At 60.5% G+C, this 14,688-nt stretch carries 16 protein-coding genes; 9 read left to right on the forward strand and 7 right to left on the reverse strand.

Annotated elements, in window-relative coordinates:
* Positions 1-25 precede the first annotated feature (25 nt).
* Positions 26-1,237, reverse strand: coding sequence for a TrmJ/YjtD family RNA methyltransferase (locus tag K288_RS0143685; RefSeq protein WP_027584905.1), 1,212 nt, complete (start codon positions 1,235-1,237; stop codon positions 26-28).
* 369 nt (positions 1,238-1,606) lie between these two features.
* Between K288_RS0143685 and K288_RS0143690 the strand changes: the two genes are divergently transcribed.
* Both K288_RS0143690 and K288_RS0143695 read left to right on the forward strand, forming a co-directional pair.
* Positions 1,607-2,821 (forward strand): NADP-dependent isocitrate dehydrogenase, encoded by a 1,215-nt coding sequence (locus tag K288_RS0143690; RefSeq protein WP_027584906.1) that lies wholly within the window; start codon positions 1,607-1,609, stop codon positions 2,819-2,821.
* A 54-nt stretch (positions 2,822-2,875) separates the two neighbouring features.
* A complete protein-coding gene (locus K288_RS0143695) occupies positions 2,876-3,382 on the forward strand; it encodes a DUF3455 domain-containing protein (RefSeq protein ID WP_027584907.1) in 507 nt (168 codons plus the stop codon).
* A gap of 262 nt (positions 3,383-3,644) precedes the next feature.
* On the opposite strand, the gene K288_RS53395 is transcribed toward K288_RS0143695, so the two are convergent.
* The 4 genes from K288_RS53395 to K288_RS0143715 all read right to left on the reverse strand — a co-directional run bounded on the left by K288_RS53395 (position 3,645) and on the right by K288_RS0143715 (position 7,752).
* Positions 3,645-3,836, reverse strand: a complete 192-nt coding sequence (locus K288_RS53395) for a hypothetical protein (RefSeq protein ID WP_027584908.1) — start codon at positions 3,834-3,836, stop codon at positions 3,645-3,647.
* A 439-nt stretch (positions 3,837-4,275) separates the two neighbouring features.
* Complete coding sequence (locus K288_RS0143705; RefSeq protein ID WP_027584909.1) at positions 4,276-5,703, reverse strand: hypothetical protein; 1,428 nt, start codon at positions 5,701-5,703, stop codon at positions 4,276-4,278.
* Positions 5,700-6,416: a hypothetical protein gene (locus K288_RS0143710; RefSeq protein ID WP_152535997.1), complete on the reverse strand. Its 717-nt coding sequence runs from the start codon at positions 6,414-6,416 to the stop codon at positions 5,700-5,702. The genes K288_RS0143705 and K288_RS0143710 overlap by 4 nt, the downstream gene beginning before the upstream one ends.
* Positions 6,406-7,752 carry a catalase gene (locus K288_RS0143715; protein WP_084800151.1) on the reverse strand — a complete coding sequence of 449 codons (1,347 nt, stop codon included), beginning with the start codon at positions 7,750-7,752 and terminating at the stop codon, positions 6,406-6,408. The genes K288_RS0143710 and K288_RS0143715 overlap by 11 nt, the downstream gene beginning before the upstream one ends.
* Here K288_RS0143715 and plsY point away from each other — a divergent pair.
* On the forward strand, positions 7,639-8,325 hold the full coding sequence (gene plsY / locus K288_RS0143720) for a glycerol-3-phosphate 1-O-acyltransferase PlsY (protein WP_027584912.1): 687 nt from the start codon (positions 7,639-7,641) through the stop codon (positions 8,323-8,325). The genes K288_RS0143715 and plsY overlap by 114 nt on opposite strands.
* Before the next feature lie 2 nt (positions 8,326-8,327).
* Here the strand turns inward: plsY and K288_RS0143725 are convergent, their stop codons facing one another.
* Positions 8,328-8,780 (reverse strand): universal stress protein, encoded by a 453-nt coding sequence (locus K288_RS0143725; protein ID WP_027584913.1) that lies wholly within the window; start codon positions 8,778-8,780, stop codon positions 8,328-8,330.
* A 256-nt stretch (positions 8,781-9,036) separates the two neighbouring features.
* On the opposite strand from K288_RS0143725, the gene K288_RS0143730 reads away from it, so the two are divergent.
* The 4 genes from K288_RS0143730 to K288_RS0143745 are packed head-to-tail and all read left to right on the forward strand — an operon-like array spanning position 9,037 to position 12,184.
* The gene (locus tag K288_RS0143730; RefSeq protein ID WP_027584914.1) at positions 9,037-9,258 is read left to right on the forward strand and encodes a hypothetical protein; all 222 of its coding nucleotides are present in this window, start codon (positions 9,037-9,039) and stop codon (positions 9,256-9,258) included.
* 56 nt (positions 9,259-9,314) lie between these two features.
* The gene (locus tag K288_RS49260; protein WP_051335079.1) at positions 9,315-9,953 is read left to right on the forward strand and encodes a nuclear transport factor 2 family protein; all 639 of its coding nucleotides are present in this window, start codon (positions 9,315-9,317) and stop codon (positions 9,951-9,953) included.
* A complete protein-coding gene (locus K288_RS0143740) occupies positions 9,901-11,190 on the forward strand; it encodes an FAD-dependent monooxygenase (protein WP_084800152.1) in 1,290 nt (429 codons plus the stop codon). Before K288_RS49260 ends, K288_RS0143740 begins: the two co-directional genes overlap by 53 nt.
* 10 nt (positions 11,191-11,200) lie before the next feature.
* A complete protein-coding gene (locus K288_RS0143745) occupies positions 11,201-12,184 on the forward strand; it encodes a tripartite tricarboxylate transporter substrate binding protein (protein WP_027584916.1) in 984 nt (327 codons plus the stop codon).
* Positions 12,185-12,255: 71 nt separating this feature from the next.
* Here K288_RS0143745 and K288_RS0143750 read toward each other — a convergent pair whose 3' ends face one another.
* Positions 12,256-12,798: an HdeD family acid-resistance protein gene (locus K288_RS0143750; RefSeq protein WP_244443503.1), complete on the reverse strand. Its 543-nt coding sequence runs from the start codon at positions 12,796-12,798 to the stop codon at positions 12,256-12,258.
* 434 nt (positions 12,799-13,232) lie between these two features.
* On the opposite strand from K288_RS0143750, the gene K288_RS0143755 reads away from it, so the two are divergent.
* On the forward strand, positions 13,233-14,168 hold the full coding sequence (locus K288_RS0143755; protein WP_160169099.1) for a TorF family putative porin: 936 nt from the start codon (positions 13,233-13,235) through the stop codon (positions 14,166-14,168).
* A gap of 5 nt (positions 14,169-14,173) precedes the next feature.
* Complete coding sequence (locus K288_RS53980; protein ID WP_160169100.1) at positions 14,174-14,323, forward strand: hypothetical protein; 150 nt, start codon at positions 14,174-14,176, stop codon at positions 14,321-14,323.
* Positions 14,324-14,688: the final 365 nt, after the last annotated feature.

The following is a 14,688-nucleotide window of genomic DNA, read 5'->3' on the forward strand; positions in this document are numbered from 1 at the left end:
GACCGCAACCGGGTGGACCGTCGCCCTACGCGCCGTCCTGGGGGTGCGCGTCTAGCACCATCTGCAGCCGCTCCAATTCCGCCGCCAGATCGCGCTCCACGTCCGCGGCGCGCAGATTGAACACGCGATAGTCCCGCTCCTCCAGCCACTCCCGCCGCCTGCCCCGGTCGGCCGCGATCGTCGCGCTCTCGTCGGGGTTTACCAACTCGATCGCGAGCCGGTGGATGAAGGAGACGAAATCGGGGATATGGCGCCCGACCGGGGTCTGGCGCTTGAACAGGCCGGCGAAGCGGCGATCTTTGGTCAGCGCCTGCCACAGGATGCGCTCGGCATCGGTCGGGTTGCGCCGGAGCAGCCGCGCCAGCCCGCGCACCGTGCTGCTGGCATCGGCGGAGGTGCCGCCGTGCCCCTGCTCCGCGAGGAGCGCCCGCAGCCGGGTCGCCTGCTCGCCGTCGAGCACGCCGCCCTTGGCCGGCCCCTTGCGTCCCTCGGCGATCGCCATGATCACCCCGTGCAGGGTATGCATGTCCTGCTTGGTCGGCTCCATCCGGGTGAAGATGTTGCGCAAATTGACCAGCATGGTGTCGCGCTTCTCACGCGGCCGCAGGAACTCGACCTTGTCGAGCTCTGCGACCAGATTGTCGAAGAACGCCTGAACCTGATGCTGGGAAGCGCGCTCGGATCGCTCGGGCATCGCGAACGGCAGTTCGCCCAATGTCGAGAACTTGAACCACTCATAGCCCATCAGCAGCACCGCCTGAGCCAGGTTCAGCGAGGCGAAACCCGGGTTGACCGGGAAGGTGACGATGCGATTGGCGAGCGCGACCTCCTCGTTGGTCAGCCCGGCGCGCTCGCGGCCGAACAGGATGCCGGCCCCGCCACCATCGGCCACATGCGTCACGATCTCGCGCGCGGCCGCCTCCGGCCCGACCACCGGCTTGGCCTGGTCATGCGCACGGGCGGTGGTGGCATAGAGAAGGTCGAGATCGGCGACCGCCTGCTCCACGGTGACGAACAGCTCGACCCCGTCGAGAATATGGTCTGCGCCCGCGGCAGCACGCTGCGCGGCGACGTTCGGCCAGCCGTCGCGAGGATTGACCAGCCGGAGCCGCGACAGCGCGAAATTGCCCATCGCGCGCGCAGCCATCCCGATGTTCTCGCCAAGCTGCGGCTCGACCAGGATCACCACGGGACCCCTGAGGTCGTGGCCGGTCTTGGTCTTGTCGGTGCCGGACATCCTGAACTTCGCTTCCTGATTCAACGTTTGAACAATCTGATTCAGGTCCTGAAGGAGTTGAATCAGACTGCTAGGTCTCTTGGCCCGGCCGGATTGCCCCGCGGGCGCAAATTTCTCAAGCGGAATAATGGACTTGCGGCTGTTTTTGAATCTTTATCCGAAACCTGAGACTCAAGGCATCGCAACCCCACTGCTCCCTTTCGCTGCCGCCTGAAGCATGAGACATAATGGCGGCATTCTCGGCTAAAGGATGAGCCGAAACTGCATAACCCCTTGGCTTCCGCCGGCGCTTTCCCGGTGCTATAGGCCCGAGGATAGTCCGCTAGTCGCGCCCGAAAGCGCGCTGTTCCCCCAAGAGGCCCTATTCCCATGGCAAAAATCAAGGTGACCAACCCCGTCGTCGAACTCGATGGCGACGAGATGACCCGGATCATCTGGAAATACATCAAGGACAAGCTGATCCACCCGTTCCTTGATGTTCAGCTTTTGTATTACGACCTGGGGATCGAGTATCGCGACAAGACCAACGACCAGGTCACGATCGACGCGGCGGAAGCGATCAAGAAGGTCGGCGTTGGCGTCAAGTGCGCCACCATCACCCCGGACGAGGCCCGGGTGAAGGAATTCAACCTCAAGGAAATGTGGAAGTCGCCGAACGGCACCATCCGTAACATCCTGGGCGGCGTGATTTTCCGCGAGCCGATCATCTGCAGGAACGTGCCGCGGCTGGTTCCGGGCTGGACCAAGCCGATCATCATCGGCCGCCACGCGTATGGCGACCAGTACCGCGCCACCGACATCAAGTTCCCCGGCAAGGGCACCCTGTCGCTGAAATTCGTCGGCGAGGACGGCACGGTGATCGAGAAGGAAGTGTTCAAGACGCCCGGCGCCGGCGTCGCGATGGAGATGTACAACCTCGACGACTCCATCATCGACTTCGCCCGCGCCTCCCTCAACTACGGCCTGATGCGCGGCTACCCGGTCTATCTCTCGACCAAGAACACCATCCTCAAGGTCTATGACGGCCGCTTCAAGGACATCTTCCAGGACATCTACGACCGCGAATTCAAGAAGGAGTTCGAGGCCAAGGGGCTGACCTACGAGCACCGCCTGATCGACGACATGGTGGCCTCGGCGCTGAAATGGTCCGGCGGCTATGTCTGGGCCTGCAAGAACTATGACGGCGACGTCCAGTCCGACACCGTGGCGCAGGGCTATGGTTCGCTGGGCCTGATGACCTCGGTGCTGCTCACCCCGGACGGCAAGACCGTGGAAGCCGAGGCTGCCCACGGTACGGTGACCCGGCACTACCGCGAACACCAGAAGGGCAAGGAGACCTCGACCAACTCGATCGCCTCGATCTTCGCCTGGACGCGGGGCCTCGCCCACCGCGCCAAGCTCGACAACAATCCCGAGCTTGCGAAATTCGCCGACACCTTGGAGAAGGTCTGCGTCCAGACCGTCGAGGACGGCTACATGACCAAGGACCTCGCACTCCTGGTCGGTGCCGACCAGCGCTGGCTCTCCACCACCGGCTTCCTCGAGAAGGTCGCCGAGAACCTCAACAAGGCGATGGCGGCCTAAGCCGCCTTCCCGGGCTTCGCTCTTCCCGGGGGGAATATGTATGGAGACTGCACCATGCCACTCCCCGGGAAAACCGCATTCGCATTGCTTGTGCTGTCGAGCACGCTGGTCAGCGTGCGTGCGGAAACACCCCTCCCCGACGCGATTGCCGCGCCGGGAGAGGCAGTGGTGCTGAGCGTTCACGCCGAAGGCGCGCAGGTCTACGAGTGCAAGGCTGGCCTCGAAGGCAAGCTGGCCTGGGCCTTTCGCGAACCGATCGCGACGCTGATGGCCGACGGCAAGACCGTCGGCCGCCACTATGCCGGACCGAACTGGGAGCACGTCGACGGCAGCGTCGTGCTCGGCAGGCCGTCCGGCAATGCGCCGGGCGCGACACCGAACGACATTCCCTGGCTCAAGCTCGAGGTGATTTCGCGGCGCGGCAGCGGTACGCTGTCCGGCGTTACGACGGTGCAGCGGATCAACACCGCGGGCGGCGTGCTCCAAGGCGCATGCGGCAAGGCCGGCACGACCCACAGCGCGCCCTATTCCGCGGACTACGTGTTTCTCCGCAAGGGCTGAGCGGCTCGCGCCAAAGGCAGGACCCGTAGGATGGGTAGAGCGCAGCGAAACCCATCATCGCGCGGCTTGCTCCCAAGCTCACGAACGTTGCGGTGAGATGCGGTGGACGAACCACGCAAATGCGAATTGGCTGGCACCCAGGTCCGACAAGGTCGCAACAACTTCGCCTGGTGCAAACCCTCGGGTGGCTCACCTGGAAGACTGAACTGCTCGCCAGGTGAGTCCCTTAATTTTGAAACCGCGTGGCGGCTTCCCAACCGGTTTACCATTCAGTAGATGCAGGAGTACGACCATCCGTATGGCGTGTAATGCCGGCAACCAAGGCCGTAGCCGTAATAGCCGCCACCGAAATAATGTCTTCCATAGCCAAAGCCATAACGATGTCCTCCATATCCGTAGTGACCTCGGCCATAGCCATAGCCATAGTGACCTCCACCAAAATGACTTCGGCCAAAACCTCCTATGTGACCTCCGCCGAAGCCGCCGCCTCCGTGTCCACCGCCCCCGTGTCCGCCGCCGCGCGCCTGTGCCCCCGTCGCAATCAGAGACCCGGCAAGTAGGGCCGTTGCCAATACCATCATCGTTGTTCGTGCAGTCATGAATTTTCCTTTCGCCGGGCAGAGCCATCATCCCATATGATGGCCTTGGTCGTGCACCCCCGTGTATGGATGGCGCGCGCTACGACATGATGTCGTGACCGGGAAGACGCGTTACGTTGGCAACCTTCCGCTCGGCAGACGCTCCACGAGTCTGAGAAGAAAGGAAAATCAGCTATCTCAAGTAAGCGTGCGTGAGGATTGCGACAGAACGTGTCGCTATTGGCCGTTCTTGACCCAAATGCGAAACTCGCCCCTACAAGAGCCGCCCGAATAATCCCGAGCCCGTTTGGGGACTCACGCCATCAGCGATCCCAGAAAACGGATCGCCGGAATGCTCGGCATGAACGCATAGGCGCCGCCGCGAGTCCGGACGAATCGCGGCAATCCCCGCAGCCGGATCGTCGTGCCGGATTTGAGCGGCAAGTCGAACCAGCTGGTGCCAGGATCATTCGCGCCTGTGATCGGATCGTTGGAGCCGGTGATGCGTGGATCCTGCAGGCCAAGATTCAGCCAGTCACAGGACATCGCCTCGAACTGTGCGCCGAGACTCGCCCCAATGAAGTTACCGAGCAGGCCCCGTTCCGGTTCGGGTTTGGTCGGATCGCGAGGCTTCGCCGGATCATAGAGTGGTCCATAGGGCATCCCACGCCGAACAAGACGCCGACTGTTGTTCGCCACCCGTTGCACGATCTGGCCGCCCCGCGGGTTGCACCGCCGGATATGCGCCCCAAAGGGGCAGCGGGAGTTGCCAACGTAGTCAAAGTTCGCCTGATCCACTTTGGGATCAGGCGCATCCGGGGACAGTGCCATCGGCGTGCCATCGCGCCACCGGCCGCACAAATGGGCGGCGACGACCTCGCGCAAGGCGGCGTGGCGTGACAGGCCTTCGATTGACAAGGCTTGGCCGATTTTCTCTTCAGCACCGGGCGGCAGCAACTCGTCGATTTGCGGGCGTGTCAGCAAATCCGACGCGGCCTGATCAAGATACTCCTCGAAGCCGACCACATCCTGTTCCAGCACGCGAAAGGCGTTGAAGGTGCCGTTGTGTCCCAATGCTTCGGGTTGAGGCACCCGCCACCTCAGACCTTCGAAGTTGGTCGGATGTCCCAGCAGCACGGTGCCGAGTGGGGCTTTGGGTTGTCCGTCTTCATAGCGTTGTCCGTCATGAACCTCCGCGAATCTCGGTTGCATGATGTTGTCACGATAGCCGAAGTGAACGGCGTCCTTGGGGAAACTGCAGCCCTCAAGGGCGCCGAGCAGCTTGAAGGCCTCTCCGTCGGTGAGGGCGCGCTGCTGGACCTGGTCCAGCTGCGCGACCTCGTCGGCATAGATCGTCGCAATGAGATGAATCCGCCTGGGATCACCGAAGGGATCTGGCCAGGTTTCCGGCGCGCTCGGCCCGACGTCTCCGAGCTTCAAGGCGCGGGCGTTCATGCCTTCGATGAATTCGTTCGGGAACGTTGCAAGTGAAGAACCCGGCGTGCCGAGGGCGCGCAGTCCCTCGTAGGTCAAGCCAATGTTGAAGCAGGTCTCCGGCTTGGTTCTCCCCCAATTCCCGGTGGTGATCTGCGGAACATCGTCGCGCCCGGTTGTCGAGGCGGCGAACCAGCGCCGGGCCGCCATGCGATCGGCGACTTCAAGAATGAGGTACCGCACGCGAGGCTTGCGATAGCCCCGCAAAATATTGCCCTGCACATCAGCGGCGTCGAATACAGTGCTCACCAGCCTATCCCCAGTTGGTTGCGGACCTGAGCCGCTGAAAATCCGGGATAGGCCCGGTAGCCGCTGCCGAGCGAAACATTCGCGTTGGCACGGAGCTGGAGGACCACTTTCCGAGGAAGCAGGCGCAGATCGTCATGACCGAATGAGGCCTTGTCGCCGTTCAAAGCTTCCTGGTCTCTCAGAAGATCGGTGGCGGTGTCCGGCACCTGGTACAGGTCGCGCTCATGCACCCATTGGATGAACGCCTCGACATTGTGCTCGCAGGGAGTCACCGCGTCCCCTCCTTCGACAAGTTTAACCACGGCGTTGAACACGCCGCCGATCGTAGCGATGAAGTCACGAATGTAGTTGGTGAAGTCTCCGTCGTAGACGGAGAACATGCAAATATTGTCGCCGACGATGACGAAGCGCGCAAAGTGCACCGTGCCGACATTGTCCAATCCGGCATATATCGCATCCTTGTTTTGCGCGATCGCCAGCGCCGCTTTTGCTCGGCCGATCGGCGACTTGTCCTTCAGCGGCATGATCAGGTTCATCATGCACTGGATATTGTCGCCAGGCTGAATTGATGGGTGGGGACCACCGGGCAGCGGCTTCACCGGAGTGCGCCACGCCCAATAAGGCACCAGGAGCCACGACGCCAAGCGCTGGAATACGCGCGTCTCGGGCAACCCGCTCACAAACCGATCTAACCAACTCTCGTCACTTGGCATCAGCTTGACTCCGAATGAAGGGGCACCCGCCGCGCATTTCACGCGAGACTTCATAAGCGCACCGGCGGGCGTGGAGGATCGGATCGCCGGAGGGCTCGATGCCGGGCACGAGACGCCAGGGATTGAAACTGATGCGTTCGCCGTCCGCGACCTGATCCTTGGCGAGATTGGTGAGCGTAAGGGTGCCCATGACGACCCGGACCCGCCTGGCCGACCAAGGCTTTGTGGGATCGTCGAGCGCGTCGCCCGCTTCGCCGATTGTCATCATCAGCATGAACCGGGCCGGCCATCGCCGCAGGCGCTCTTCGAGTTCATGGCGCAGATATTTATCGACCGGCGTGGCAGTGGGATCTGTCGTACGAACGCCTGCGACCGGCTGCCAGGAAAAGCGAACGGGGCGACGCACGCCATGGGGATCTTCCACCATGAAGGTGTGGATGGCGTGATAGGTCGCGCGGGTATAGCTTACCGGAGCGCCGATCTGCGCGGCCTCGAAGACTGCCAGCTGGGCGAACCGGTACCGATTGGCATAACTGAGTGCCCCCGCATCGGTATTCGTCGTTTCCTTCGGGTATGGGTCGCGAACAGGCTCCTTGAGCTGCAGCATGTCGAGAATCTTCCGCCACGGGGATTCTCTTTGAACCGGATGCTGCCTCGCGATCTTGGTGAACTCGAAAAAGTCCTCAACATTGCGGGCGAAGAATTCGCCGAGCGTCGTAGCGATCAGGTCGGTTGCCGGTCCGTCCTTCACGCCGCCCTGCAGGTGGAAGCGTGTCGCCATTCCCCGGACATCGGACCATCCATCATGCTGCTTCGGCCCGCCAAATCCGTTGGAGAATCTCACCGACACCTCAACGCGGTGTCCCCTGAAGTGCTCTGCGATGCAATAGTTGCGCGCCACATCTGAAGCCATGAAATAGCCGTCCACGCCTACGCCCATGGTGTGCACCGGCCTTAGCCCGGGGGCAGGCTCCGGCAAATTGGCAATGATGGCGTCGACGAGCTGCTTTGCTACCGATGAACCGGTCATGCCCTCTCCATTACGAATGGACCGGCAACCCGAGGTGCCGTTGGCGCTTGATGCGTTAGCGATGTCGATCGAATTCAGCCTGCGCCCTCCCCCGAACGTTACATTTGATCGCAGGACGGGCATGTGATCTGGTTCACAAACTAGCCGAACGAGGCGCCGAGCAATTCGGATCGGGCAACTGGAAATAAACCCATGGCTTTCTGGACAACGGGCGCGGTTGGATTGGTGATCGCCTATCTTCTCGGTTCTACGCCCACGGGCTATCTGGCAGGGAAGCTCCTCAAGGGCATTGATATTCGAGAGCATGGCTCCAAAGCCACCGGCGCTACGAATGTATTGCGGACCCTCGGCAAATGGCCTGCACTGGTGGTGCTCGTCGCCGATGTGCTCAAGGGCGTCGGCGCCATCATCGTTGCCCGCTCGTTCTGCCCTTGGCTCTATGCCGAGTTATCTCCGACGCCGCCGACAGCGTTTGATTTGCAAATCTGGGTGCCATGGGCTGTTTGCCTGGCCGGAATTGCCGTGCTGTTCGGGCATAGCCGCTCGATTTGGTTGAACTTTACGGGCGGCAAATCCGCCGCGACCGGACTGGGTGTGTTGTTGGCGATGTCGTGGCCAGTGGGATTCGGCACTGCAACGGTCTTCGGCATCGTGCTGGCTATTGCTCGGATTGTTTCCCTTAGCTCGCTACTCGCGGCGTTGACAGCAATCGTTCTCGTCTGCGGTTTCGCGCAACCGCTGCCCTACCGGTTGCTGGTAATCGGAGGCGGCATCTACGTGATTGTTCGCCATCGTGCCAACATTCACCGGCTAGTGGTGGGGACGGAGCCACGCATAGGTCGAAGTGGTCCAGATGCGAAAGCAGAAGCGCAAGTCTAGCGCTAGTGCACGACCATCACCGGCACGCTTCCGTCCGCCAGGACCTCAGATGTTTGACTCCCCAACAACAGCTTCCTGAAGCCGCGACGCCCATGAGAGGCCATGACGATCAAGTCGCAGCCTCTGGACTTTGCTGTTTCAATAATCGCGGTGGCTGGGTGCGCATCCGGAACATGCAAGAGTTCTGCAGATATCCCGATCTCCTCCGCCATGGCTCGCGCTTCATCGAGCACTTTGCCCGCACGTTCCTTGCAGGCTGCGTCAAAGCGATCGAACTCTTCCTGCGAGGGAATCCATCCCGAGGCGTGTCCGCTGCCATAGTCGACCGGCAGCGGTTCCGTTACGGTGATGACTGTCACCTTGGCGTTCAAGGCCTTTGCCAAGGCAATCCCATGCTCGACGCCTTTTCTCGCGACGTCCGATCCATCCGTGCTCAAGAGAATATTGGCGTACATTCGGGGGCTCCCTTGCTCGTCGAATATTTTCCCTAAAACAAGTGATCCTTACTTATATGGTCCGATCGTCGCCGCGCAAAGTTCGACACCCTCGAAGGAAATTGGTCAGGCAGCTTGACGACATCGTCGGGCGTTTTTACGATGCTACCAAAGGTTGGTTGTGAGAGTTGCCTTGTAGGGAGGGTATGATGCTCGCCCTTGCAGCGGTGATCGCGCTCGTGACGCCAATAACACCGCTGCAGCGACGAGGAAACGCGTGATCAAGCCCTGGATGTTCGAGTTCTGGCAGGCCCCGGCCGTCGCCGGCGAGGTCACGCCGGCCACGGCCGTGTTTGACAACGGAATCGCCTTTTGGAATCGGCTCGATGCGCTCGGGTTTGAAGGCATCTCCTTCAGCGAGCGGCATTTCGGCGTTTCCAACAGCCCCTCCCCCGGCCTTCGAATCCGTCGCGCGCAATTTTGCGGCACGCCGAGGTGAGCTAAGCAGTGCAATCCCTATTCAACGTCCAGCGAACACCGTGAAGGCTACGGCACATGACTGAATCAAATCTGATCGATCGGTTGACGATTCGCGACCTCGTCGAGAACTGGGCAGTGTGGCGCGATGCCGGCGATTGGGATCGGTTCAAGACGGTTTGGCATGAAGACGGCTGGATGTGCGCGACCTGGTTCCAGGGCCCCGCGCCGGATTTCATTCGAGTGAGCAAAGCGGGCTGGGAGAAAGGCGTCAGTATCCTCCATTTCCTCGGAGGCACCTCGATCGATCTCGATGGCGACCGTGCCATTGCGCAAACCAAGATGACGATCTCGCAACGCGCCGCCGTGCATGGCGTCATGTGCGATGTCGTCTGCACGGGACGCTTCTACGATTTTCTGGAAAGGCGTGCCGGCACCTGGGGTCTTGTTCTGCGGCAACCGATCTATGAGAAGGATCGGCTCGATCCGATCGATCCGTCGGCCAAACTGGAGCTGGACGCCGAAAAGCTGAACGGATTTCCTGTCGGCTATCGCCATCTCGCTTACGCGCAGGAAGAAATCGGCTATCGCGTGAAACGCGACATGCCAGGCTTGACCGGGCCAGAGGTCGAGGAACTGTACAGGCATGGGCGAGCCTGGCTGAATGGGCACCTCGCTCACGGCGCGGAATTACGGCAAGCGCGCGGTATCTCTTAAGGCGCCTGGTGCAGCTTCTTCAAACTATCCACTGTTGAAGGTATGGGCAGAGACGATGCCGAAGAGAATTGCAATTGCCGGCGCTGGAATTGGAGGCCTTACGGCGGCCTGCTGCCTTCTCAAGGCTGGCTATGAGGTCGAGCTGTTTGAGCAGGCGGCGGAATTGTCGGAAATCGGCGCCGGCATTCAATTGAGCGCCAACGCCATGCATGTCCTGAATGATCTGGGGCTCGGCGAAGCCATCGCCAACTTTTCGGTACGCCCCCGTGCGTACGTCTTTCGTCTGCATGATACTGGAGAAACAGTCGGTCAATTTCCACTCGCTGAAGAGCATGCGGCACTGAACGGAGCGCCCTACAATCAATTGCATCGGGCCGATCTGCATCAAGTGCTCGTCGCCAAGGTCAAGAGCCTGGGACCGAAAGCGATTCGATTGAACTGCCGCGTCGACGGATTTGAAGAGTCGGAAGGCCGCGTTCAATTGATGTTGTCCGATGGCTCACGCGTGGACGCCGACATTCTGATTGGCGCCGACGGTGTCAAATCCGCCATTCGCGCTCAGATCGTTGGCGCAACCGGTGCTTCCTATACGGGGGATGCCGCATGGAGGCTGGTTGTTCCCGCCGCCCGCCTGCCTGCGAATTTCATGGACCCGGTCATGTCAGTCTGGATGGGGCCGGGCCGGCATGCGGTTTGTTACTATCTTCGCGGCGGCTCTCTATTGAATTTCGTCGGCCTCGTGGAAACTGATGAAGTGTCGGAGGAGTCCTGGACGGCGAAATATCCATGGGAACGTTTGAAAGCCGATTTCGAGGGTTGGCACAGCGATATTCAGGAGATCATCGACAGAGCCGATCGGAATTCCTGCTATCGCTGGTCATTGTTTTATCGTCCGCCTATCGCAAAGTGGAGCACCCGGCATGTCACGATGTTGGGCGACGCGGTCCACGCGACCTTGCCGTATCTTGCGCAGGGCGCCGCGATGGCCATCGAGGATGGCGCTGTGCTGACACGCGCGCTCAAACTGACCGACGACACGGCGGCCGCGCTTCAGCTTTACGAACGCAACCGGATCGAGCGGACATCAAGGATCGTCAACGGCTCCGGTGCAAATCGAACGCTATTCCACATGAGCGACCAGGAAAAACTGCGCCAGGCATTCGCCAACCGTGACGAGGGTAAGGCTCGAAACGAATGGCTCTACAGCTATAACCCCTTAACAGTCGAACTGGTGTGAGAGAGCGACTATGCCGACAAGCGGGATGCTTTCGCGGCGCCTGACCCTCGCCATCCTGGCCACGGCCTGCGCGCCGGTCGGACGAGGCTGGGCGCAGGGCGGATCGCGGCAGATCATTCGGTTCATAGTGCCATTCACGGCGGGCACCGGGCCTGATTTGCTCGCGCGTATCCTCGGAGATGAATTGCGGCAGCGCTGGAACGAGCCGGTGATTACCGAGAATAAGCCTGGGGCAAGCGGAAACATCGGCACGCAGGCGGCCGCGCGCGCCGATCCGGATGGCCAAACCCTGCTGGTAACCGTCAACACGTTCGTTATGAATGCGAGTCTCTATCGCTCGATCCCATACGATCCAGCGAAAAGCTTCTTGCCGATCATAGAGATCGCTACGGGGGCTCTTGGCCTCGTGGTGCACCCTTCGCTTAATGTCAACAGCGTGCAGGAGCTGATCGCATTGGCTCGCAGCAAGCCGGGCGAGATCAACTATGCGTCCCCGGGCAGAGGAACACCGCAACATCTCGCCATGGAGCTTTTTAAACTCACGGCACAGATCAATCTAACTCACATTCCATACTCAGGCTCCGCCGGTGCGGTGAATGACGTGTTGGGAGGGCATGTCGCGGCCATGTTCCTCCCGATCCACACCGCTCTCCCGCTCGCTGAGCAGCAACAAATCCGCATCCTCGCCGTCGGCAGCAAAGTTCGGGCGCGGCAGGCGCCTCAGGTGCCGACCACGGTTGAATTGGGGATGACGGATTTCGACGTGGATTTATGGTTTGCGGCCCTGGCTCCGGCTGGCACTTCCAAGGCCATCATCGATCGCTACAATGCAGCGTTCAACGAGATACTCGCGCAGCCGAACGTTCAGGCCGTTCTGGAGAAGCAAGGGCTGACTGCGCGAGGGGGAACACCAGAGCAATTGTCAGAGCTGATCGAAAAAGACCGCTTGCGTTGGGCCAAGATAGTCAAGGATGCCGGCATTACGCCGGACTGAGCTGACCAAGCGGACCGAGCTTGGAGCGTTTTCGAGCGAAGTGGACAACGGGTCTCCACCAACACCTCGGCTCAGGCCGGGCGCTTGTACTTCTTCAGCTGGAACGCAAGCGCGATGTAGACGCAACCCGCGAGGATCGCGAACGAACCGATCAGCCAGAGAACTGCCAGCGCGCCCGCGCCGGGTTGAGCAAACAGAACAACGCCAAAGGCAATCGACAGCAGGCCACTCAGACCGAGCAGCCACTCGCCCTCGATTTCCTTGCGAAGCCGGATCGCGCCCCAGATCTGCAGCGCACCGATGACAATCGCCCAACTGGCGATGAACATGAGCAAAACGAGCGCGGTCATGCCTGGCCAAACGAAAGCCAGTAGACCGGCGAGAATGCCCGCGATGCCGACGACGGCAAGCCACCATCGCGGTGCGATCTCGCCGCCTCTGCTGGCAATCGCTGCCCACAGGGCCAAGACTCCGTCCGCGATCGCGTAGATGCCCCACATGAAAATCAGTGTCAGCAGGGTGAGGCCTGGCCAAATAAAGGCCAGAACTCCGAAGGCGATCGCAGCGACGCCTCGCAGCAGCAGCAGCCACCAATTTTCTGCGAGTTCGCGCAACGCGAGCCCGAGGAATGGAGACCCTCGGCTGGGTTGAATGTGTGTGTCGGACATTGAGTTCCTCCCGAATTTGAATTCCCCCTTGCATTCAGCATCCCGGCACTGCTGTAGGTCGTTGCAAAGACATGATTGGCCTGGAGACCGTTGATCCGGCCGCCTGCGCGCGCAAAACAGGCGGCACAGCTAGTGCTATGCTCGCAACCACCAGAATATGCATCGAATTCGTGGCGACGCTCCATCGAAGTGGAGACCGCCCGGTTATTTATCCGCTTGTGCTTTACCGAACCTGAGCCAAGCTGGCGCCCGACATTTGGTCAGAGATACAGTCCCTCCGCCAGCCCATTGGCCTAGCGCGATCTTTGGACTTACAACGCATGACGCTAACCGAACGAAGTATACGCCAACCATCAGTTCTCCGCAACGCGCAACGTCCAATGCTGACGCCCGGGGATCGGCTCAAAGCTGCCGCCTGCGTTGCTGCAATGTGGTTTGTGCTTCTGGCACCACACGAAGTCCTCGCGCAAACCTCTAACGACCAGGCCGGAAGTTCGGTCTCGCTTGGTGCGCGTCGCGGATTGGCAACGGAGCGAACGCAAGGCGTGGCAGCGGACGACACGACCGAGCAAAGGTTCGCTTATACATTCGCGGCCGGCATGGCATCAGATTACATCTATCGGGGAGTTACGCTTTCGGCCCACCAACCCGCTGTTGGCGCGGCATTCGAAGCAAGGTTCGGCTCGTTCTATGCCGGTTCGACCGTCACGAGCGTGAAATTACCGAGCGAACCGGCGGCCGAACTGTCATTCACCAGTGGTTTTCGACCTAGCTTGTCCGGTTTCGATTTCGATATTGGCGTAACCTACTTCTTGTATCCCGGTGAAGTAGGCGGCATTGATACCGACTATTTTGAGTTCGTGGGCCGTGTAGACAGAAAACTTACGGACACGGTGCGCGTCGCGGCAGGCTTTGCGTACTCGCCCAATGTCTCGAACACGGGAGCCTGGAGCAAATACGCCGCAGCCGGGATCGGCATCGAGCTTCCAAAGCTAGGCCTGTTGCCCGACGTGACAGCGTCCTTCACGACAAGCGCAGGTTATCTCTGGTTCGGAAATCAGTCAGCAGCTCTAGGCGGATTTGCTCTCCCCGCCTATGCGACCTTCAACGCCGGTGTCACATTCAAACGCAATCACTTCAACTTCGACCTCCGCTACTACGACACGAGTCTTTCAAGGGAGAACTGCTTCGTATTTACAGGCGATCCAGGCGCCCGACCCGGAGGACGCATTGACCCCGTGACCAATCCCGAGGGCTTGACATCGTCTTGGTGTCGTTCCGCCGTGGTCGGGAAAGTCTGGTTTGCGCTCGACTAAAACCAATGCCCGATGATGCCAGCTTATGGCCCATTGCGTTGCCGCTGGCACGTCAGGTCTTGCGCCGCTTTCCGAGCCAAGCCGAAATCCGCAAGCGCGATCCGGTGGCCGCATCCGTTTCCGCCAACAAGAGGCTGAACGAATTGGCTTCTTAGGTCTGGATCACTGCTACATAGTTGGTCGCTGTCATACTACTAATGTATGATCCGCTCCGTGCGGTGAACTCCCGTTTACATGCCATTTGCATACGAACTCAATTGTGAGCATGCGCTTTTTATCGGCCGTGAGGGCTCAAGCCATGACGAAGGACTTTCCGATGCGCATCATGACAGATGTGCTCATAATCCTAGTATCTGTAGCGACAATCACGATTGCGGCGATATCCCTGGGCGAGCCCATTCGAGCCGGCATCGCTGCTTCTATTCCAACCCCATTCGATCTTGCGATGGAAACGACACTCGCAACCGCCCAACCGAGCAAGGTGAACCTTGCCCACGCGCAACCGACATGCCGACTTCGT

The sequence above is a fragment of the Bradyrhizobium sp. Ai1a-2 genome, assembly GCF_000426245.1.
In the GTDB taxonomy this organism is placed as follows: domain Bacteria; phylum Pseudomonadota; class Alphaproteobacteria; order Rhizobiales; family Xanthobacteraceae; genus Bradyrhizobium.